Raw genomic sequence first — 19,945 nt, 5'->3', positions numbered from 1 at the left:
TTCAGAAAAATTTCACAGTCCGTGACGCCGAGAGCCCTTGCGCCGAGCGGAAGCTACCCCGCCGCCATCGTCGGGAGTAGTTCCCCTACGACACCACAAGGATGCCCCGCATGGACATTCGTACCCGCATTGATTCATCCCGCATGACCGCCTACCAGTGGCTGATCATCGCCCTGGTTACCTACCTCAACGCTCTCGACGGTTATGACTTAGTCGCCATCGCGTACTCATCGACCGTCATCACCGAACAGTTCAGCATTGGGCCGGCCGCCCTGGGTTGGTTGCTCTCCTCCGCGCTGCTGGGCATGGGCGTCGGCGCTCTGCTGCTGGGTCCCCTGGCCGATAAGTTCGGTCGCCGCAAGATGATCATCACCTCCATCCTGATCAACCTGGTGGGCTTGGTAATGACGGGCTTCGCCACCACCTTCGGTGGCCTGTTGACTTGGCGGATTGTCACCGGCATCGGCGTCGGCGGCATCCTGGCCACCATCACGGTGGTGACCAGCGAGTTCTCGAACCGCAAGTTCCGTGGTCTGGCCATGGCAATCTATGCCTCTGGCTACGGCCTCGGCGCTACCTTGTGCGGCACGCTGGCGGCCCAGTTCATTCCGACGATCGGCTGGGAGTGGATCTTCTTCACCGGAGCAATTCTGACGACGATCGGTCTGCTCGGCGTTCTCTTCATCCTTCCGGAGTCCACCGATTACCTGTCCAACCGTCGCGACCTCGACGCCGTCCGCAGCGTTTCTGCCCGCATCGGGCATGGCACCGACGTGGAGCTCAACCCCATTGTCCGCACTGAGAAAGCCCCTCTCCGTGAGCTTGTCTCCGGCGATTTCCTTGGGGTCACGATTCGCCTGTGGATCGCGTTCTCCCTGGTGAATTTCGGCTTTAACTTCGCGAACTCCTGGACCCCGAAGCTGCTGACCGAAACCGGGATGACTGTCCAGCAGGGCATCCTCGGCGGCATCATGCTGTCCTTCGGTGGCACGATCGGGTCCCTCATCTTCGGTGTACTGACCACCAAGATCTCGGCGCGCACCGTGCTGATTTCCTTCTCTATTTTGGGCGCCGGCACCCTCATCGCCTTCATCTACTCCACCGGCATCCCCACGCTTGCTTTCGCGCTTGGTGTTCTGGTGGGCATGCTGCTCAACGGCTGTGTCACCGGCATGTACACGGTCACCCCGGCGGCTTACCCTTCGCACCTGCGTGGGACCGGCGTTGGTGCCGCCCTGGCTGCCGGTCGCGTCGGCGCAGTGTGTGGCCCGCTGTTGATTGGCTACCTGGCAGAAGCTGGCTGGTCCCCGGAAGCTTTGTACATCACGGTGGCCGCGGTGTTCGTGTTCACGGCAGTAGCGCTCTTTGGTCTGCGTTCCCCAGCAACCGCGGTGGTGTCGTCGGAAAGCGAAAAACTGCCAGTTACCGCTGCCTCAGCGCAGTAACCTCCACATCGGCCCACGGTGCTAGCGGCAGCTGCGCAACCCACGCGTCGATGTCCTCCGTCTCGAGGATGCCCGCCACAGAGCGCTGCCCCACCACTTGGTAGAAGCCGGCGGGCAGCATATCGCGGGTACTCTGCAGCAGATCCGCGCGTACCTCTGGGTCCATGTCATCGGGTGTGATCGCGCGGATGATCACCAAATAGGGATTGGACATGGACCCAGTGTATCTAGCGCCGCCGTTTAATCGCGGGCGAAGGCCTTGACCTTGTCCCAGTCAGGATCCAGTCCAAGGCCTGGCCCCTCAGGCAGATGAACGACACCGTTTTCGTAGACAAGGTCCTCGGTGGTGTAGCTTTCGCGCACCAGCATGGGCCCGAAGAGTTCCGAACCGTAGGTCACCGCCGGGGTTGCGCACGCGAAATGCAGAGAAGCCGCGGTCCCGAAAGGCCCCTCCAGGGATGTTGCCCCGTGGCAGGCAAGCCCTGCTGCCTCTGCGATAGCGGCAACCTTCTTCGATTCCTGCAGCCCTCCCAGTTTCGTTGTCTTTAGCGCGATCACGTCCGCTGCTTGGGTCCGTGCAACCGCAAGCGCGTCAGCTGGGGAGCACACCGATTCATCAGCCATCACTGGCACGCCGATGCGGGTGGTGATTTCTCTTAGCGTTGCTAGGTCATGCGCTGGTGTGGGCTGTTCAAAGAGTTCCACCCCCGCCTTGGCAAGGCGCGGCAGATACTTTAGCGCTGTCAGGCGATCCCAGCGGGCGTTGACGTCGATACGCAAACTCACCTTGCCGTCCAGCGCTTCCGCGAGCTGCTCAATGCGGGACGTATCTACCTCGGGATCGCCTGAACCCATCTTGAGTTTGAAGGACGTGTGCCCGTACTGCGCGATGCGCTCCTCAATCTCAGCGACGGCTTCCTCAAGAGGCAAAACACCGAGAGCCCAGGTCACGTCGAGCTCATCGCGGTACCGCCCGCCCAACAAGTCCCGGACCTGAACGCCGAGTGCGCGTGCCCATGCGTCGTGCATAGCGACGTCGACAGCGGCCTTCGCGAAACGCATATTGGCCACAGAGCCTTCGAAATCGGAGAGGATTCCTGCGAGTTCGTTAACCTCTCGGCCGATCATGATCGGGGCTAGGTGGCCGTCAATGATCACCTTCATGGTTTCGGCGGATTCGCCGCCCCACCAAGGCCCGCCAGGGACAACTCCTTCGCCATAGCCGCTGATACCTCCTTCGAGGAAAACTTCCACCAAAAGGATTGGCTGAGCGGTTGCGGTGTAGGTTGCAAACCCGTGCGGTCGGATAAGGGGAACGTCTAAAAGCGTGGTATTCACTTGTGCGATTGTCAGATCAGACATTGGGGGGAACTCCTAAAACGTGGGGGGATAGTAAAAGAACAGGAAAAGGTCCCGGTGCCTCGATGAACTGCGCCGGGACCTTAGTGTGCCTCAAAAAAGCTGTCGTAGAGCGGTGATGTGGTCACCGCGATCAAGATCTAGTCTTCCTTGTCCAGACGGAAGCCGTATTCGACAACGTTGCGGCCTTCGCCGTCCTGCTCTGGGTACAGGATGAGCTCAGGCTTGACGGCGGTAGCCACATCGTTTTCGGTCCACTCGCCACCATCGAAGTAGAGCTGAGTGGTGATCTCACGGTAACCAGGGTGCTTCACGCGCAGGTGCAGGTGAGCTGGGCGCCATGGGTGGCCACCGTAGGATGCGATGTACCAGCCAGTCGGGCCGTCGTGCGGAATCTGGTACGGCGCAGGCTGCAGCGTCTTGATGTTGTACTCGCCGTTTTCGTTGGTGCGGATGGTGCCGCGCAGGTTCCACTCAGGGATACCTGGTGCAAACTGGGAGTAGTAGCCATCCTCGTCTGCATGCCACAGCTCCACGGTGGCACCGCCAAGGCCGTTGCCGTCAACATCGGTGACCTGGCCCTTGAAGATCAGAGGGGTTGCCTCGCGGTCCTTGTCGCGCATAGGCATTTCAGCGTCCCATGGCAGCTCAGGCGCATCTTCGACGTAGTATGGGCCTTCGATGGAGCCCTTGGTGCCAGTGTAGTTGTTGCGGTTATAGTTGATCTTCTCGATCTCGTGCTCGACGAACACGTCCAGCCACAGTGGCCACTCGCCGTATTCGCCAACCTGGATCATCCAGTGCTTCAACACGCGGTACTCGTCGTAAGTCACCTGGTGCTTGTTTGCAACCTCTGCGATAGCTGCGAGAAGATCGGTGTAGATCTCACGAGCACGTTCCTTCGAGGTGTCCGACTTCACCGATTCGTGAAGGAACTTTTCAGTAGCCGCGGTACCAGAACCCTTGGCAGTTGGGTCCTCTTGCTGTGCAACCTGGTCAGACATTGTTGTCTCCTTAGTGAAAATTCTTACAAGATGGGAAAGCCCGCTCCCGGAATGCATCACCTGCCTGGGTGGCTTGGTAGGACCTGTAGGCCGTGATGCTTCCAATCCCAACGCTCACTGTTGGGTTTGTTACTTAACCGGACTGGCAAGTACAAGTGTGCAACAGATCACCATGGTGATCTAGGGGGTAATCAGGTCACAAAGACCTTGTTCAGCCAACCGCGGAAGAAAAGCCCACGTCAAAGGGTGCTCGTGCGAAATGGACGGAAAATACCCCTAGTCAGCACTAGGCACTTCCCCCAACCCAGGGGGTGGGGTGACAATTCGCCGCCTGGAGACCCACCGAATAAAAGGGCTTCTTCCTCGCGTTTCACCCTCCCCAACCGACCCCCTAGACAAGCCCGGGAATTCCCCCGGTGTGACCCAAGTCTCTAAAAGGTAAGAATTGTGATGATGCTTTAAGGCACGTCCGAAAGCTGCTCCTAGGTGCTCAGCGCACAGCAGATTTCGGTTCGTAGCTGAACGCACCAGTACCCATCGCTACCGCGATTATCAGTGCTAACCGGCAGAAGGAGATTGCCATGACCGCCCCTACTGACAAGACTCGTGAAATCCTCGCTCGCGCTTTGGAGAACAGCCCCGAAGAGGGCATCGTCCGCCTGAACCGTGAGATTTTCACCGACGAAGAGATCTTCGAACTCGAAATGAAGTACATCTTCGAAGGTAACTGGATTTTCCTTGCCCACGAATCCCAGATCCCCAATGTGGGCGACTACTTCACGACGAATATTGGTCGCCAACCAGTGGTGATCACCCGCTCCCGGGACGGCAAGCTGAACTGCTTGATCAATTCCTGCTCCCACCGTGGCGCGATGCTGTGTCGTCGAAAAGTAGATAACCGCACCACATTGACCTGCCCTTTCCACGGCTGGACTTTCTCCAATGACGGTACGTTCCTCAAGGCAAAGGACGAGGCCAACGGTGCCTACCCCAGCAACTTCAACACCGAGGGATCGCACGATCTGCGCCGCGTGCCAAAGTTTGAGTCCTACCGCGGCTTCCTCTTCGGCTCCCTGAACGCCGATGTGGTTGACCTCGAGGAATTCCTTGGCGATACCCGCGTCATCCTCGACATGCTGATCGACCAGTCGCCAGAAGGCCTTGAAGTACTCAAGGGCGCCTCGACCTACACCTACGACGGCAACTGGAAGCTGCAAGCAGAAAACGGTGCCGATGGCTACCACGTGTCCTCCGTACACTGGAACTATGCCGCCACCACCTCGCGCCGCAGCACCGGTGAATCAACCAACGAGACCAAGGCCATGGACGCAGGTAAGTGGGGCGAGCAGGGCGGCGGATACTTCTCCTACCCGTACGGCCACCTCATGCTCTGGTCCGAGTGGGCCAATCCAGAAGATCGTCCCGTCTTCGACCGCCTGGAAGAACTAAAGGAGCTGCACGGCGAAGAGCGCGGCAACTTCATGGTGGGCGCTTCCCGTAACCTCTGCCTGTACCCGAACGTCTACATCATGGACCAGTTCTCCACGCAGATTCGTCGCCTCGAGCCCGTATCCGTGGACAAGACCGAGGTCACGATTTTCTGCATCGCACCTAAGGGCGAATCCGCTGAAAACCGCGCCAACCGCATCCGCCAATACGAAGACTTCTTCAATGCCACCGGCATGGCTACCCCGGATGACCTGGAAGAATTCCGTTCGTGCCAGAAGACCTACCGCGCTTCCTCCTTCCCGTGGAACGACATGACTCGCGGTTTGGGACATCAAATCGAAGGCGCTAATGACCTGGCTAAGGACCTGGGAATGAACAGCGTTCTCAGCTCGGGTGCGCGCACCGAAGACGAAGGCCTCTACCCGATCCAGCACGCGTACTGGGAGGAAGTTCTTGAGGAAGCGGTGAACCAGGAAGATCAGGATCACCAAGAGCGTACTTCGAAGAATGTCCGCAACGACGACCATGCTGCCGCAGCAACCACACAGCATGCGAAGCAGCGTGCGGAAGCTAAGGCAGCCTCTGCGTCGAAGAGCTCCGGAGGCGAGGTTTCTTCCTCCGGGCGTCGCGTCCGCAGGAAGCGCAAGTAATCAGCTGACACCTCCACACGCTTCCCATCATTCCGCATTCTCTTAAGAAGGATTCCCCATCATGTCTGACATCACCCGCGACGATATTCTTGACTTCCTCTACTACGAAAACCGGCTTCTCGACGACCGCGAGTTCGAGAAGTGGCTCGAGTGCTACCACCCAGATGCCGAATACTGGATGCCCTCCTGGGATGTTGACGACGAGTTGACCACTGATCCTCAATCGGAAATCTCGCTGATCTACTACCCGAACCGCGCAGGTATGGAAGACCGCATCTTCCGTATCCGTACCGAGCGTTCAGCCGCCACCTCCATCCCGGAACCTCGCACCGGCCACAACCTCACCAACCTTGAGATTCTGGAGCGCCGCGACAAGCAGGTGGATGTTCGCTACAACTGGATCTCCTACTACTTCCGGTACAACACCACGGACCACTACTTCGGGACGACCTGGGTCACCATCGATTTCTCTGGCGATTCGCCACAAATCCTGAAGAAGAAGATCGTCCTGAAGAACGACTACATCCACCACGTCGTCGATGTGTACATGCTCTAAAACAATCTCCTAATTGAGCAGTACTTAAAGAAGAACCATTGTGCCTTTCTTTCAGCGCCATAAATATTGGCGCTGGAAGAAAGGCACTGCACCTAATTTTCCAGGGAAGGAACTCCCATGGCTCAACCACAAGTAGCCCTGACTTTCGAAGATGGAGTCACCCGATTCATCGAAATCGAAGAAGACCAAACCATCACCGACGCAGCATACAAGGCTCGCATCAACATTCCATTCGATTGCCGCGACGGCGCGTGCGGTACATGCAAAGCCTTTTGCGAATCAGGAGAATACGAAGAAGGCGAATACATCGATGACGCGATGACGGAGGACGAGGCGGACGAAGGATATATTCTTTGCTGCCAGACGTACCCGATCGACGATATGGTCGTCCAGATCGCGACCACGTCCGCAGCCGCTAAGACCGGCGCTGCAACGATGATCGGCCACATCGAGGAGCTGGAGCGGCTTTCGGAATCAACCATCAAGTTCGCTGTGAAAATTGAGGAGCGCGACCAGCTTCACTACCTGCCTGGCCAGTACCTCAATATCGCTCCCCCGAACGCGGATTTCCACCGTTCCTACTCCTTTTCCTCCGGACCTAGTGACGACATCGTTACGTTCTTGGTGAAAAACACCCCGGGCGGCAAGATGTCGCACTACCTCACCGAGGAAGCCAAGGTAGGCGATCGCCTCAACCTCACTGGTCCCATGGGGTCGTTCTTCCTACGCGAACCGCTAGCTCCCATCCTTCTGCTGGCAGGAGGCACGGGCTTGGCTCCAATTCTTGCCATCCTGGAGAAGCTGGCGGAAGATCCCGACATGTCCCAGCCGGTGCGCTTGATTTATGGTGCGACATTCAACCACGACATCGTCGAAGTCGAACGGCTCAATGGTTTCAAAGAGAAGCTGCATGACTTTGACTGGTTCTCAGTGGTCTCCGGTGATGGCGAGGAGCATGAGCGAACAGGCTATGTCACCGACCATTTGGCCGACGAGCTGCTTCACGACGGCGACGTGGATGTCTACCTCTGCGGTCCACCTCCGATGGTGGAGGCGGTGCGTACTTATTTCCGCGATCTGGAAAACCCTCCAGCGAACTTCTATTACGAGAAGTTCACCCCGAATGTCGGTGATTCGTCCGAGTCCACGGAGCCAGAAACCGGCGCGGAACACCTCTCCACAGCGGATGGCGATGCGGAAACCGTTGCCACCGTCGAAGGCGGATTGTCGAAGACGATCACTTCCCAGGGCAACGTGGAGACAGGCCACGTCCTGAGCGCCAAGACGAACTCTGAAGCCCAGTTCAACGCACTAATGGCTCTTGAGCTCGGCGTTATTACTCTCATGATCGAGCTTCTCGACGAAGAAGACTACGCAGAAATGCGCAGACTGGCTAAGGCATGTGAAGGCTTCATCGAAGGCGACAAGTTTGTCGACGCAGCCGGATACACCGAAGCTAACGCTGAGTACCACAATTACCTGTTCGACAGGTCCGGCAATGACGCGATGAAGCAGGCCTACAACGTCCTCGACGTGGTCGAAGTCATGCACACCGAACTTTCGGACACTGGCGTAGTCATCGGCGGCGTTGTGCAGGATCACTTCGAACTTGTCGATGCCCTCGAAGCGAAGGATTTCGCTGCGTGTCGCGCGGTTGTGGAGCGCCACCACCGCAGCGCGATCGATACTGTTCACCGCGCAATCGAGGATGGTGAGCACTAATGGCTTTCGGTGAAATGCCTACCGGAGACGGTGTAGAGGGCGCTCCCCTAGTGTTTAGCCCGGGTCGTTTTGACGGCCAGGTCGTGCTCATCACAGGGGCAGTCCAGGGAATCGGCCTCGCAGTAGCCAACCGAATTGCACACGAAGGGGCACAGCTCTTCCTCGTCGACCGCTCCGAGCTAGTCAAGGACGTTGCCGACACGCTGACGGAACGAACAGGAGCCGAGATCGGGTGGTGCGCCACCGACTTAGAGCAATTTGATGGTGCAGCGGCGATGGTGAAGCAGGCCGTCGACATGTTTGGGCGTATCGACGTGGCCATCAACAATGTCGGCGGAACAATCTGGGCAAAGCCATTTGAGCACTACTCGCCTGATGAGATTGAGAAGGAGATTCAACGCTCGCTGTTTACCACTTTGTGGTCTGTCCGCGCTGAATTGCCTGCACTCATCGGTGCGGGTGGCGGAACCATCGTCAACGTGTCCTCCGTGGCAACGCGTGGAGTGAACCGGGTGCCTTATGCAGCGGCAAAGGGCGGTGTCAACGCGATTACTGCCGCTTTGGCAAAGGAGGCAGCGTCCAAAAACGTGCGTGTCGTCGCCACCGCTCCCGGCGGCACTGAGGCCCCGGCGCGCGTCGTTAAGCGCGGCCCAAGTCCCGAAGACAACACGGAGAAGGAATGGTACCAACAGATCGTTGACCAGACCATTGAGTCATCCGAGTTCAAGCGCTACGGGACCCTCGAAGAGCAGGCGGCCCCTATCGCCTTCCTCGCCTCGCGGGAGGCAAGCTACATCACGGGCTCTGTCTTGCCGGTAGGAGGTGGTGATCAAGGCTGATGGTCAAAACCACAAATTCTGTATTTCCACTGTTATAGGATTTGAAAATGGCTTTTTCCGCACGGTATGAGTCCCGGAAGATCTTCAGGCACGTGTCCTCGCTCGCGCCTGGAGCAAGCTCCGTCATCTCCCTATCGGGGGCAGATGCGCACTCTGCGGTGGACAGTGTCATTCGGGAATTGGAGGGGTGGAAGGTATTCCGCGTCTCTGCTCTTCCCTGGCGTGCGGACGATGCCGGCTGGCTGCTGCGTACGTTTCGCGAAAAGGCAGATGTCGACGAGCTGAGCGAACTCGACCAGCCACATTCCCGCGTAGCGCTGATCGTCGACAAGGCACAGTGGGCCGATGCCGTCTCGCTGCACGCCCTCGTCGAGTGGAGCCAAAGTCTGTCCCAGACGACGGGGGTTGTGCTGGGCGCGACGGATCTAGCGGATATTAACGAAGATTTTCATACCGTCGCCGATTTTCGCATCAACCTCCCGCCACTGCGGATCAGCGATATCGCGACGATGGCCGTAACCTACCGGGCAGTCCATCTGAACCCGGATATTTGTGCTCGCTTTTTGCAGGTGACAAACGGCGATCCTAGTCTTGTGCGCGACCTGCTGGATGCTGCGTCGGAGGATCATTGGCGCAGTAATCACCCCTATGTTCCTGTTCCTCGCCGTTGGCGCACAGCTTTCGAAGGCCGGACTAAAGGCGAGGAGCAGCTCATTGCGGCGGCCCAGGCAGCCACTGTTACGTCCAATTATGAGGCATTGGTTGCCTTGCTCGGAAATGGCGCAGGGATCTCGGCCGCTATTAAGCGCGGTATTTTGCAGTCAGTACCTCAGGGCCGCGGCCGCGTCATCGTCTTTGTTCACTCCACCGACTTGGCGGTGGCGCGTTCCGAGGCACCCCCAGCGATCATTCGGCACTTACATGCCAAGGCAAGCGAATGGTTTGACCAGTACGGTAAGCACACCGAAGCCCTGCTCCACCGCGCGCAAAGTATCGACGAAAATAATGATGAACTCGCCCGGAGCATGATCACTCACGGTACTGAGCTGGCTCGATCCGGTGATTGGCGCCAAGCCTATGCCGTGTTTCATCGCGCGTCACTCGTGGCGCACAGCGAGGCGTTGCAGGATCAAGCAAACCTGAACGCCATCGAGTCTTTGATTTCTGATTCGGACATCCCTCAGGCCAACCAGCATGTGCAACAACTGACCAGCCTGAACCCCAGCGCCCACGTTGATTCCATCCGCGGATATCTCTCCCTTCACCAGGGGCACCGCACAGACGCGTCCATGCTGATTAATCGTTCGTGGTCTGAACTTGATCAGTCCTCAAGTGTTGACCCAAAGTTGCGCACCCGCGCCGCGAGCCGCCAGGTGTTATTGAGTTTGTGTGAATGGCAGCCCGCTGAGGTGGTCAATTGGGCTCGCACGACATCTCACTGGGCGTTGCCCGAATCACCCCTCCAATCGGAGGCGCACTATATTTCTTTGATCGGCGAGGCGGCTTGTACCGGTGAGATCCCGGATCTCACTCCACTGCCGTGGGAAACGGAGACGATGGCGCAGCGTCGCCATATGGCTGCAGGCTGGATCTACCTCGTCCACGACAATCCCTTCGCCGCGCGCCAGCACTTGTCCATGGATGCTCATGGCAAAGGATCCGAACGCATCGCCGCGTGGATGGACGCGTGGCGTGCGCGGTCGAACCTGCTCATGGGCGATCTGGTGAATGCGGAAAAGGCCGTGGAGAAAGGCTTGGCGCGTTGCGAACGCTACGGCATTAGTTTTCTTGAGCCACTGCTGCTCTGGAGCGCCAGCGTGGTCGCGGGGCTGCGCGGCGATTGGAACATGGCCTCCCTGTACAGCCAGCAGCTCACCTTGAGCAACGACGCCTTCCCCATCCAGCAGATTCCTTCGGCGATGGCGCGGCTTTATATCGCCTATTCCCAGGGCGATGCGGCGGCGATGCAGCGAGCGGGCACATTTTTGACGCAGCTGAACACCACGGTGGATACGTCACAGCCGGGGTTTTGGCCGTGGCGTGACATTTGGCTGTCACACCTGATTAGCAGGGGCCAATTGGATGAGGCCGAACAGACGATCGCAGAGTCCCAGGTCCGGTTAGAGCCTTCGTCGGTAGTGTCTGCCCGCGCGAAACTGAGGATGTCTCAAGCACGCCTCGCGCTGGCCCGCGGGCAGCAAAAGAAGGGCTTACAACTCTTCGACGAGTCCTTGGACATGATCGAAACGCTGTCTCTTCCTTTATATTCCTCGCGCGTTCTCTTCGATTATGGGCAGGCCTTGCGCCGGTTGGGCAAGAGGAAGCTTGCCGACGATCTCCTCGCCCGAGCTAGCGAGTACTTCCAGGCGATGGGCGCAGATAATATGGTTGCTCGCTGCGGGCGTGAGCGCCGCGCTGGTGGACTGGGATCTCGTGTGCCTTCTGAGCACGGCCTGACCCCACAAGAAAAGGAAATCGCCACCCTGGTAGCGGAGGGTAACTCTAACAATGATGTGGCCGCTGCTCTCTTCTTGTCACCAAAAACTGTTGAGTACCACCTGACTCGGGTGTACCGAAAGCTCGGGGTTCGTAACCGCGCGGAGCTGGGGAACGAATTACGCCACCTAGATCTCTAGGTGATCTAGGTGGCGTGGTCGCGACGTGCGCTTAGTATGCGCAGGCGTCGGTCCAGTTGGGGTGAACCGCCAGCGGGGTGACCTTGATCTTCATGTACTTAAACATGGGGAATCCTTGGAACACTTTGTGCAGTTCGTCGTTGTTCTCCACGTCGTAGATGGAGTAGTTTGCGTACTCCCCTACTACCCGCCAGATTCCCTTCATGGTTCCGGCTGCCTGGAGGTTGCCCGAGTATTCCTTCTCTCGGGCTTGGTAGTCTGCAACCTCCTCAGAGGTTAAATTGTCGGGAAAATTCACGTCCATGCGTGCAAGAAACAGCATTGAAAATCTTTCCTTGTTCGGTGTGCCGTGATGAGCGGTGGGTTTATGCAACGCCTTCGGCGATCGCGAATGGAGCTTCCGTTACCTCGCGTACCGAATCGACGGTCTCGCCTTCCGCCACTTCGACGAGTGTGAGTCCGGCTTTAGCGTCGACGCTGAACACGGCGTAGTTGGTCACGATCAGGTCCACGCACTTTGCTCCCGTGAGGGGCAGCTTGCACTCTGTCAGTACCTTGCTGTCGCCCTTCTTGGTCACGTGATCCATCATCAAAATGATTTTCTTCGCACCGTGGACCAAGTCCATGGCGCCACCCATTCCCTTGACCATCTTGCCAGGGATCATCCAGTTCGCTAGGTCTCCGAACTGGGATACTTCCATGGCGCCGAGGACGGCCACGTCGATCGCGCGCGACCGAATCATGCCGAAGGATTGGGAGGAAGAGAAGAAGGAGGCACCAGGTGCCGCCGTGATGGTTTCCTTACCTGCGTTGATGAGTTCGGGATCAACTGCATCGTCGGCGGGGTACGGACCGACACCGAGGATGCCGTTTTCGGAGTGCAGCACCACTTCGAGGCCATCGGGAAGAAACCCGGGGATCAGGGTTGGCATTCCGATGCCGAGGTTGACGTACTGGCCATTTTCTAACTCTTGCGCAACACGCGCGGCCATTTGATCACGAGTCCAGCTCATTATTTGCTCACCGTCCGATTCTCAATTCCAGTTTCTTGTTTGCCGACCTCAACCACGCGATCAACATAGATTCCAGGCAGGTCAATCTCATGGGGCGGCAACTCGTCGACAAGCTCCTCTGCCTGCACGATGGTGATCTTTCCGCTCATCGCCGCATCCGGGTTGAAGTTCTGCGCCGTCTTGGAAAACACGAGGTTGCCATAGCGGTCGGCCTTTGCAACGTGGACGAAGGCGAAGTCCGCGCGAATACCTTCCTCCATCACGTAGACCTCACCGTTGAATTCGCGAGTCTCTTTTGGTGTGGAGTATTCGGCAATGGTGCCGTCTGCGTTGTAACGGGTGGGGATCCCGCCGTCGGCAAGCTGCGTACCTACGCCAGCCTTGGTGTAGAACGCGGGGATTCCTGCGCCGCCGGCACGGAGCCGCTCAGCGAGCGTTCCCTGTGGTGTGAATTCCACGGTCAATTCGCCGCTGAGGTACTGGCGTGCGTATTCCTTGTTGGAGCCGATATAGGAACCGATGGAACGCGCGATGCGCTTGTCTTTGAGCAGGAGCCCAAGACCGAAGCCGTCGGTACCGAGGTTGTTGGAAATGATTGTTAAAGATCCAGCGCCGTTGGCGCGCAGGGCATCGATGAGGCGCGCTGGGATCCCGACGAGGCCGAATCCGCCGACCGCGATCGATGCGCCGTCAGCGATGTCTGCCACCGCCTCTTCTGCTGAGTTCACTGTTTTATCGAGCATGACTCAAACCTACCCTTTGTTCACTGAATGCACAAGGGTTCACCTAGCGAACAACTTGGTGTATATTGTGAGTTGTGAGACCGTCCGTCTTTCACGTACCCCTCTCACACTTCAATGCAAAGGATGTAAGGAAACCTTGACCACAGCACCGCACATTCAATCGTTAACGCGGGGACTCGCCGTCATTCGCACTTTCGGCGCCGACCGGCCACGACAAACGCTTGCTCAGGTAGCTGAGGCCACCGGACTCGCGCGGGCAACCGCGCGCAGATTCCTTCATACTTTGGTCGGCGAAGGATACGCGGACACCGACGGATCACTTTTCTGGCTCACTCCGAAAACGCTTGAACTCGGCTACTCCTACCTCTCATCGCTGGGGCTGCCGGAAATTGCTCAGCCCCACCTTGAAAAGCTGTCTCGTGCCGTAGACGAATCCTGTTCACTGTCAATTCTTGATGATCGCGATGTGGTCTATATCGGCCGCGTACCAGTTCGACGCATCATGGCGGTGTCCATCACCATTGGCACCCGCTTCCCCGCATACGCCACATCGATGGGCCGCGTCCTGCTTGCCGACCAATCGACCGAACAGATCGACGAATACTTGGACTCCGTCGAGCTCGCCCCCTTAACGCCGGTGACCAAGGTGTCGAAAAACCAACTCGTCGACGAGTTAGTTGCCGTGAAAAAGCAGGGCTATGCGCTGGTTGATCAGGAACTGGAGCTGGGGTTGCGTTCAGTCGCAGCCCCGGTACGCGATAGCACCGGCGCGACCATCGCCTCGGTCAATATCTCCACGCCTGCAGCCGCGCACAGCCCAGAGTTTCTCGTTGAGAATTTCATCCCCTCCCTCACCACGGCATGCGAGGAAATTTCCGCTGATGTTCAAGAAGCGAAACTAGAAAGGCTCTACCCATGAATTCACCAACAGACCCATCAGACATCGTCCTGTGCCACCCCAAACGCACCCCCGTCGGCAGGTACGGCGGAAAACTTGCCGACGTTCCGGTCCAAGACTTAGCCGTCACCGCAGTCAAGGCAGTCCTCGACGAGTCCGGGCTTGACCCCTCCGAAATCGATGACGTGATTTTGGGCCAGGCCTCCCCCAACGGAGCAGCACCTGCGTTGGGTCGCATCGTCGCGCTTGACGCAGGGCTTGGACTCTCAGTGCCCGGCATGCAGCTTGATCGTCGCTGCGGCTCCGGCCTGCAGGCAGTGGCCACCGCTGCCGCGCATATCTCTGCGGGGGCCGCGGATCTGATTATCGCCGGCGGCGCGGAATCCATGTCGCGTACCGAGTACACCGTCGATGCGGATATCCGCTGGGGCAAAAAGGGTGGCAATATGGTGCTGCGCGACCGCCTCGCCGAAGCCCGCGAGACCGCCGGCGGAAAGAACCACCCGATCGCAGGCGGCATGATTGAAACCGCCGAGAACCTGCGACGCGATTACTCCATCGACCGGGACAGCCAGGATGAGATGGCGTATCACTCCCACAAGCGTGCAGCGCAGGCCCAAGAAGATGGGCTTTTCGACGCGGAGATCGTTCCAGTCACTGTTCCCCAGCGCAAGGGTGACCCCATCATCGTGGACAAAGACGAGCACATCCGTCCTGAGACCACCACAGAATCTTTGGCCCGACTACGCCCCATCATGGGCCGCCAGGATGATGAGGCTACGGTCACCGCTGGTAACGCTTCAGGCCAAAACGATGGCGCGGCCGCGATGATCGTCACCACTCGTCGCAAGGCGGAAGAACTTGGGCTCACCCCGATGGTGACCCTGAAGGGCTGGGCAGTCGCAGGCGTCGCCCCAGAGACGATGGGCATCGGCCCAGTCAACGCCACCGCGAAGCTCTTCGACCGCCTCGGCCTCACCTTCGAGGATATTGACCTCATCGAGCTCAATGAGGCCTTCGCCGCCCAGGCGCTCGCATGCCTCAAAGAGTGGAACATTTCTGCCGACGATCCCCGCCTTAACCCCCATGGTTCAGGGATTTCTCTCGGCCACCCAGTAGGGGCCACGGGCGCGCGCATGCTCGTCACCGCATCCCACCACCTCGCTCGTACCGACGCTCACCGCGCACTGGTCACCATGTGCATCGGTGGCGGACAGGGCTTGGCAGCCGTTATCGAAAAGGAGTAAGCGCTCGTGACCACCATGACCACACTGACCTACACCGAACACGGGCAGAAAGACGCCTCATCTGCCATCGTGTTTCTCGGTTCCATCGCTTCGACCACCGAGATGTGGGCCCCACAGTTCGAGGCTTTTGCTGATACCCATCGCATCATCGCGATCAATCATCGCGGCCATGGCGGCTCCGACGTCGCCGATGTTGAACCAGGCGCAACGACGATGGCCGAGCTTGCCGACGACGTCCTGAACACCCTCGATTCCGTAGGTGTTGACCAGTTCACCGTTGTCGGCCTGTCGCTCGGCGGTGCAATCGCACAATATCTCGCAGCGACTTCGCCGCGCGTCACCAAAGCTGTGTTCTGCTGCACGGCGGCATACTTTGGAGGACCGGACAAGTGGGTGCCGCGCGCCGAACTTACCCGCGCGGAAGGCCTTGCCCCCATGGTCGATGGAGTCGTTGGACTCTGGTTTACTTCAAAGTTCGGGGACAATAATTCAGATGTAGTCGGCGCAGCCCGTGAGATGATCCTGAGCACCCAGGGCGAAGGCTACGCACAATGCTCGGACGCTTTAGCACAGTGGGATTTCAAGGACTCCCTGCCCCAGATCACCTGCCCGGTTCTGACCATCGCGGGTGACGATGACCTGTCTACCCCACCGGCAACCGTGGCACAGATCGGCGAAGGTGTGGCGGGCTCGTCGACAAGCGTTGTTGTTCCCGGCGCACACGTACCGACGCTGGAATCGCCAGAGGAATTCACCAAGGCGCTGCGAGCGTTCATTTAAGTTCCGGGGCCAATGAAAAGGGCTTCCCCTCCAAGGATCTGTGAAAGATTCTTGGAGGGGAAGCCCTTCGTCAGTGCTGAATTAAGCTGCGCCGACTGGCTTCTTATCCTTTGTCTGCTCGACAGGATCGGTGGCAACAACGATCTCTGCCTCGGCCGGCGAGCGTGGGATCATGGCGGTAAGAATCGCACCGAGGGCGGTAGCACCAGCGAAGATGTAGAAAGCATAGGCTGGGCCCAGATTCGCGCTCAGGATGAGGCCACCAGCAAGTGGTCCGACGATTCCGCCTAGGCGCCCAAAGCCTGCACACCACGCCACGCCCGCTGCACGTGATGCAGTGGAGAAGTAATTTGCGGTCAGGCCGTAGGTCAGCACCTGAGTGCCCAGCACGCCGAGGCCCGCCAGCATGATTGGAATGTACATCGGGGCAACAGAGTCGAACTGTGGGAGCAGGGCAAGCATGACAGCAGCCAGAGCGAACGTCACTGTGATCACGGTCTTTGCGCCGATCTTGTCAGCAACCCATGATGCGAACAGGCCACCAATCACCGCGCCGCCATTGAGAGCGAGCAGGGAATAGAGCGAGTCATGCTGCGATGCACCATTGGACTGCATGATCTTCGGCAGCCACGTATTCAGGCCGTAGGTTGCCAGCAGGCCGATGAAACTCATGAAACCGATCAGGATGGTGCCCGGCAGGAAGGAACGCGAGAAGATGCCAGCGAAACCAGTCTTCTCAACATCAGGGTTGGTGTGCGAAGCGATGGTGTCCGCGGCCGGCTGCGCAGGAGCGGCGGGTGCGGTAGCAAACTGTTCGACGGGCAGACCGTACTTTTCGCATACCTGGCGGGCCTTGTCGAGCTGACCGCGGGAGACCAGCCAACGAGGCGATTCAGGAAGAGCAACCAGTGCCAGTGGAAGAACCAACACCAGCGGTGCCCCACCAATCATGAACAGACCACGCCAGCCAATCTGGTCTTCCAACAGCAGAGCAAGAACAGAGGCCATCACGCCGCCGGCGGGAACACCCGAGTAGACGATGGCGTTAAAAAAGTTCTTGCGGTTTGCCGGCGCAAATTCAGCAATGATAGCTCCACCCATGGCCACGATGACGCCCACACCCAAGCCGGTGATGAAGCGGAGCAAGCCGAACATGAACACAGACGTGGCCAGCGCGGTCACGATCATGCCTACCGAAAACCAGATCAGCGCAACGATAAATACTTTTCGACGTCCGAGGCGGTCGCCCACCGCACCCGAGGACAACGCGCCGATGAGAACACCGATCATGGCGTAGGAACCCAACGACCCCGCAACAGCAGGAGACAAGGGGCCGATATGGGACGGATCCTCCAGCAAGGTGGAGAGGACAGCGCCGTAGATAACGAGGTCATAGCCGTCGAAGAGAATGGCACAGCCGACGATGACGAGGATGAGATAGACGGTACGTCGGTGTGCCGCGGATGCCCAAGTACTGTCCTGGGATCCTTTCGCTTGGTTCAACACAGCTGACATTGTAGTCTCCTTCACAAAATGGGAGGTGATGATGAGGTTCATCACATTCAATCGTGAATCTGCTGTGCCGAAATCAGGGAAAGGCCTAAGAAGATCCTAGGGGTACCCGGGCCGTGTACCGCACGTTCCCATAAATGCAGAATGCCCCCTTCCATTCGAAGGGGGCTGGAAAACCTGCTTTCCGCTTAGCCGTTCAGCTTGCGGTAATCGAAGACCTGGTCGATGATGCCGTAATCGACTGCTTCCTCAGCGGTGAGGATCTTGTCGCGGTCGGTATCAATACGAACCTGCTCAGCGGTACGGCCAGAGTGGCGTGCCAGGGTCTCCTCCATGAGGCGACGCATGCGCTCGATCTCAGCGGCCTGAATCTCAAGGTCCGAGACCTGGCCCTGGGTGCCCTGGGTGGCCGGCTGGTGAATCAGGATGCGCGAGTTCGGCAGAGCAGCACGCTTGCCTGGTGCGCCGGCGGCCAGCAGCACTGCTGCCGCGGATGCGGCCTGGCCCAAGCAGACGGTCTGCACGTCGGGGCGCACGTACTGCATGGTGTCGTAAATCGCCATCAACGAGGTGAAGGAACCACCTGGGGAGTTGATGTACATCTTGATGTCGCGGTCTGGGTCCTGGGATTCCAGAACGAGCAGCTGCGCCATGATGTCGTTGGCGGAGGTGTCGTCGACCTGGGTGCCCAGGAAGATGATGCGCTCTTCGAAAAGCTTGGAGTAAGGGTTGGTTTCTTTAGTCCCATAGCTGGACTGCTCGACGAAGCTCGGCAGAACATAGCGGGACTGTGGCATCTGGAAAGTCATGAGTGAAAGTCTCCTTCTAGTTCTTAGTTGCTGATCGAGCGGTCGGCGTGCTCAATAACATGGTCGACAATGCCGTATTCCTTGGCTTCCTGTGCCGTGAACCAGCGGTCGCGGTCCGAGTCCTTCGTAATCTGCTCGAAGGTCTGGCCCGTGTGCTCAGCAATCAGCTCGGCCATCTCACGCTTGGTTTGCGCGAACTGTTCTGCCTGAATTGCGATATCGGCTGCGGTGCCACCGACGCCAGCGGATGGCTGGTGCATCATGATGCGAGCGTGTGGCAGTGCGTAGCGTTTGCCCTTGGTGCCGCCGGACAGCAGGAACTGGCCCATGGATGCTGCCAGGCCCATGCCGTAGGTGCGGATATCGCATGGCGAGTACTTCATCGTGTCATAAATCGCCATACCCGCGGAAACGGAGCCGCCTGGCGAGTTAATGTACAGCGAGATGTCGCGGGAGGGGTCCTCTGCGGTGAGCAGCAGGATCTGGGCGCAAATCTTGTTGGCGATCTCGTCGTCAACCTGCTGGCCCAAGAAAATAATGCGCTCGCGCAGCAAGCGGTCGTAGACGGAATCGCCTAGATTCATGCCCGCGCCAGGCGCTGTCATGGTGACCTTATCGTTCATAATCGTCGAAACTCCTGTTTATTTCAGTATGGTTATCGCGTTAGCCCCACTATACTAGCGATATCGTCGAAACCCCGCACCTGTTCGCTTACAGCGTAGAGGTGCTTCGAACGCGCTGCCGAAAGCTTCGCTTGCGCTTGTCGACGAGCGCCAAAGGGGCCCTCCACACATCCGTGAAGGGCCCCTACAGTGAGATTTTACTTGTCGTCAGACTCGTTCTCGTTGGACTCAGTAGCCTCGGTGGACTCAGCGGACTCTGCCTCTGCGTCCTCGTCTTCCTCGAGGTCACCGAAGTAGATGTCTGGGTCGATCTCGTTGCCCTCGTCGTCCTTGACGGAGGTGCGTGCGATCGCTGCTGCCAGTGCCTTGCCGCGGCGCACGTCGGCGAACAGGTTAGCGATCTGGCCGGACTGCTGCAGCTGGCCGACGAACTGGTTCGGGTCCATGCCGTAGGACTGTGCGGTGAACAGGATGTGGTCGGTCAGCTCCTGCTGGGAGACCTCAGGCTCCTCTTCCTCTGCGACAGCGTCGAGGAACAGCTGGGTGCGCACGGACTCTTCAGCCTGCTCGCGGGACTGCTTGTCGAACTCTTCGCGGGTGGTGCCCTGTGCCTCTAGCAGCTGTGCCAAGGCGTTCTCGTCGTGCGCCATCTGGCCCAGC

Annotated in this window: 18 protein-coding genes and 1 pseudogene; 9 read left to right on the top strand and 10 right to left on the bottom strand. The window is 58.6% G+C overall.

From position 1 onward, the window contains the following. Positions 1-110 precede the first annotated feature (110 nt). Entirely contained in the window at positions 111-1,445 is a 1,335-nt protein-coding gene (locus tag ACHFGA_RS02840) for an MFS transporter (protein WP_394280926.1), read from the top strand. On the opposite strand, the gene ACHFGA_RS02835 is transcribed toward ACHFGA_RS02840, so the two are convergent. From ACHFGA_RS02835 to catA, 3 genes are all read right to left on the bottom strand, one after another. Continuing rightward, on the bottom strand, positions 1,423-1,659 hold the full coding sequence (locus ACHFGA_RS02835; protein WP_394280925.1) for a hypothetical protein: 237 nt from the start codon (positions 1,657-1,659) through the stop codon (positions 1,423-1,425). The two genes, ACHFGA_RS02840 and ACHFGA_RS02835, sit on opposite strands and share 23 nt — an antisense overlap. 26 nt (positions 1,660-1,685) lie before the next feature. Continuing rightward, on the bottom strand, positions 1,686-2,807 hold the full coding sequence (locus ACHFGA_RS02830; protein ID WP_394280924.1) for a muconate/chloromuconate family cycloisomerase: 1,122 nt from the start codon (positions 2,805-2,807) through the stop codon (positions 1,686-1,688). 137 nt (positions 2,808-2,944) lie between these two features. Beyond that, positions 2,945-3,808 (bottom strand): catechol 1,2-dioxygenase, encoded by an 864-nt coding sequence (catA, locus tag ACHFGA_RS02825; RefSeq protein ID WP_394280923.1) that lies wholly within the window; start codon positions 3,806-3,808, stop codon positions 2,945-2,947. A gap of 581 nt (positions 3,809-4,389) precedes the next feature. Between catA and benA the strand changes: the two genes are divergently transcribed. The 5 genes from benA to ACHFGA_RS02800 all read left to right on the top strand — a co-directional run bounded on the left by benA (position 4,390) and on the right by ACHFGA_RS02800 (position 11,660). Continuing rightward, positions 4,390-5,907, top strand: coding sequence for a benzoate 1,2-dioxygenase large subunit (benA, locus tag ACHFGA_RS02820; protein ID WP_394280922.1), 1,518 nt, complete (start codon positions 4,390-4,392; stop codon positions 5,905-5,907). Between the two features lie 61 nt (positions 5,908-5,968). Next, on the top strand, positions 5,969-6,463 hold the full coding sequence (gene benB, locus ACHFGA_RS02815) for a benzoate 1,2-dioxygenase small subunit (RefSeq protein WP_394280921.1): 495 nt from the start codon (positions 5,969-5,971) through the stop codon (positions 6,461-6,463). A gap of 117 nt (positions 6,464-6,580) precedes the next feature. After that, the gene (benC, locus tag ACHFGA_RS02810) at positions 6,581-8,185 is read left to right on the top strand and encodes a benzoate 1,2-dioxygenase electron transfer component BenC (protein ID WP_394280920.1); all 1,605 of its coding nucleotides are present in this window, start codon (positions 6,581-6,583) and stop codon (positions 8,183-8,185) included. Next, positions 8,185-9,024: a 1,6-dihydroxycyclohexa-2,4-diene-1-carboxylate dehydrogenase gene (locus ACHFGA_RS02805; protein ID WP_394280919.1), complete on the top strand. Its 840-nt coding sequence runs from the start codon at positions 8,185-8,187 to the stop codon at positions 9,022-9,024. The genes benC and ACHFGA_RS02805 overlap by 1 nt, the downstream gene beginning before the upstream one ends. 47 nt (positions 9,025-9,071) lie before the next feature. After that, positions 9,072-11,660, top strand: coding sequence for a LuxR C-terminal-related transcriptional regulator (locus ACHFGA_RS02800; RefSeq protein WP_394280918.1), 2,589 nt, complete (start codon positions 9,072-9,074; stop codon positions 11,658-11,660). 31 nt (positions 11,661-11,691) lie between these two features. Here ACHFGA_RS02800 and catC read toward each other — a convergent pair whose 3' ends face one another. Genes catC through ACHFGA_RS02785 form a run of 3 tightly spaced genes read right to left on the bottom strand, consistent with a single transcriptional unit; the run spans position 11,692 to position 13,416 of the window. Beyond that, positions 11,692-11,982, bottom strand: a complete 291-nt coding sequence (gene catC / locus ACHFGA_RS02795; protein WP_394280917.1) for a muconolactone Delta-isomerase — start codon at positions 11,980-11,982, stop codon at positions 11,692-11,694. A gap of 43 nt (positions 11,983-12,025) precedes the next feature. After that, positions 12,026-12,673: a 3-oxoacid CoA-transferase subunit B gene (locus ACHFGA_RS02790; protein ID WP_394280916.1), complete on the bottom strand. Its 648-nt coding sequence runs from the start codon at positions 12,671-12,673 to the stop codon at positions 12,026-12,028. Next, the gene (locus ACHFGA_RS02785) at positions 12,673-13,416 is read right to left on the bottom strand and encodes a CoA transferase subunit A (protein WP_394280915.1); all 744 of its coding nucleotides are present in this window, start codon (positions 13,414-13,416) and stop codon (positions 12,673-12,675) included. Before ACHFGA_RS02785 ends, ACHFGA_RS02790 begins: the two co-directional genes overlap by 1 nt. Before the next feature lie 136 nt (positions 13,417-13,552). Between ACHFGA_RS02785 and ACHFGA_RS02780 the strand changes: the two genes are divergently transcribed. The 3 genes from ACHFGA_RS02780 to pcaD are packed head-to-tail and all read left to right on the top strand — an operon-like array spanning position 13,553 to position 16,341. Further along, positions 13,553-14,335, top strand: coding sequence for an IclR family transcriptional regulator C-terminal domain-containing protein (locus tag ACHFGA_RS02780; protein ID WP_394280914.1), 783 nt, complete (start codon positions 13,553-13,555; stop codon positions 14,333-14,335). Continuing rightward, positions 14,332-15,561 (top strand): acetyl-CoA C-acetyltransferase, encoded by a 1,230-nt coding sequence (locus tag ACHFGA_RS02775; protein WP_394280913.1) that lies wholly within the window; start codon positions 14,332-14,334, stop codon positions 15,559-15,561. The genes ACHFGA_RS02780 and ACHFGA_RS02775 overlap by 4 nt, the downstream gene beginning before the upstream one ends. Before the next feature lie 15 nt (positions 15,562-15,576). Next, the gene (pcaD, locus tag ACHFGA_RS02770) at positions 15,577-16,341 is read left to right on the top strand and encodes a 3-oxoadipate enol-lactonase (protein ID WP_394280932.1); all 765 of its coding nucleotides are present in this window, start codon (positions 15,577-15,579) and stop codon (positions 16,339-16,341) included. 81 nt (positions 16,342-16,422) lie between these two features. On the opposite strand, the gene ACHFGA_RS02765 is transcribed toward pcaD, so the two are convergent. The 4 genes and pseudogenes from ACHFGA_RS02765 to ACHFGA_RS02750 form a co-directional block, all read right to left on the bottom strand. After that, positions 16,423-17,856 carry an MFS transporter gene (locus ACHFGA_RS02765; RefSeq protein ID WP_394280912.1) on the bottom strand — a complete coding sequence of 478 codons (1,434 nt, stop codon included), beginning with the start codon at positions 17,854-17,856 and terminating at the stop codon, positions 16,423-16,425. 185 nt (positions 17,857-18,041) lie between these two features. After that, positions 18,042-18,662, bottom strand: a complete 621-nt coding sequence (locus ACHFGA_RS02760) for an ATP-dependent Clp protease proteolytic subunit (protein WP_394280911.1) — start codon at positions 18,660-18,662, stop codon at positions 18,042-18,044. A 23-nt stretch (positions 18,663-18,685) separates the two neighbouring features. Next, complete coding sequence (locus ACHFGA_RS02755; protein WP_018582166.1) at positions 18,686-19,285, bottom strand: ATP-dependent Clp protease proteolytic subunit; 600 nt, start codon at positions 19,283-19,285, stop codon at positions 18,686-18,688. Between the two features lie 197 nt (positions 19,286-19,482). After that, positions 19,483-19,945, bottom strand: a pseudogene (locus ACHFGA_RS02750) (trigger factor); the annotation flags it as partial.

It is taken from the genome of Corynebacterium sp. (assembly GCF_043426755.1).
GTDB lineage: Bacteria > Actinomycetota > Actinomycetes > Mycobacteriales > Mycobacteriaceae > Corynebacterium.
The sequence above is the reverse complement of the archived record's forward strand: the minus strand, read 5'-3'. Positions and strand labels throughout refer to the sequence as shown.

Excerpts from the sequence above, each read along its gene's own strand:
- ACHFGA_RS02840 (WP_394280926.1), top strand. The coding sequence starts at position 111 with ATGGACATTCGTACCCGCATTGATTCATCCCGCATGACCGCCTACCAG.
- ACHFGA_RS02835 (WP_394280925.1), bottom strand. The coding sequence starts at position 1,659 with ATGTCCAATCCCTATTTGGTGATCATCCGCGCGATCACACCCGATGAC.
- ACHFGA_RS02830 (WP_394280924.1), bottom strand. The coding sequence starts at position 2,807 with ATGTCTGATCTGACAATCGCACAAGTGAATACCACGCTTTTAGACGTT.
- catA (WP_394280923.1), bottom strand. The coding sequence starts at position 3,808 with ATGTCTGACCAGGTTGCACAGCAAGAGGACCCAACTGCCAAGGGTTCT.
- benA (WP_394280922.1), top strand. The coding sequence starts at position 4,390 with ATGACCGCCCCTACTGACAAGACTCGTGAAATCCTCGCTCGCGCTTTG.
- benB (WP_394280921.1), top strand. The coding sequence starts at position 5,969 with ATGTCTGACATCACCCGCGACGATATTCTTGACTTCCTCTACTACGAA.
- benC (WP_394280920.1), top strand. The coding sequence starts at position 6,581 with ATGGCTCAACCACAAGTAGCCCTGACTTTCGAAGATGGAGTCACCCGA.
- ACHFGA_RS02805 (WP_394280919.1), top strand. The coding sequence starts at position 8,185 with ATGGCTTTCGGTGAAATGCCTACCGGAGACGGTGTAGAGGGCGCTCCC.
- ACHFGA_RS02800 (WP_394280918.1), top strand. The coding sequence starts at position 9,072 with ATGGCTTTTTCCGCACGGTATGAGTCCCGGAAGATCTTCAGGCACGTG.
- catC (WP_394280917.1), bottom strand. The coding sequence starts at position 11,982 with ATGCTGTTTCTTGCACGCATGGACGTGAATTTTCCCGACAATTTAACC.
- ACHFGA_RS02790 (WP_394280916.1), bottom strand. The coding sequence starts at position 12,673 with ATGAGCTGGACTCGTGATCAAATGGCCGCGCGTGTTGCGCAAGAGTTA.
- ACHFGA_RS02785 (WP_394280915.1), bottom strand. The coding sequence starts at position 13,416 with ATGCTCGATAAAACAGTGAACTCAGCAGAAGAGGCGGTGGCAGACATC.
- ACHFGA_RS02775 (WP_394280913.1), top strand. The coding sequence starts at position 14,332 with ATGAATTCACCAACAGACCCATCAGACATCGTCCTGTGCCACCCCAAA.
- pcaD (WP_394280932.1), top strand. The coding sequence starts at position 15,577 with ATGACCACACTGACCTACACCGAACACGGGCAGAAAGACGCCTCATCT.
- ACHFGA_RS02765 (WP_394280912.1), bottom strand. The coding sequence starts at position 17,856 with ATGTCAGCTGTGTTGAACCAAGCGAAAGGATCCCAGGACAGTACTTGG.
- ACHFGA_RS02760 (WP_394280911.1), bottom strand. The coding sequence starts at position 18,662 with ATGACTTTCCAGATGCCACAGTCCCGCTATGTTCTGCCGAGCTTCGTC.
- ACHFGA_RS02755 (WP_018582166.1), bottom strand. The coding sequence starts at position 19,285 with ATGAACGATAAGGTCACCATGACAGCGCCTGGCGCGGGCATGAATCTA.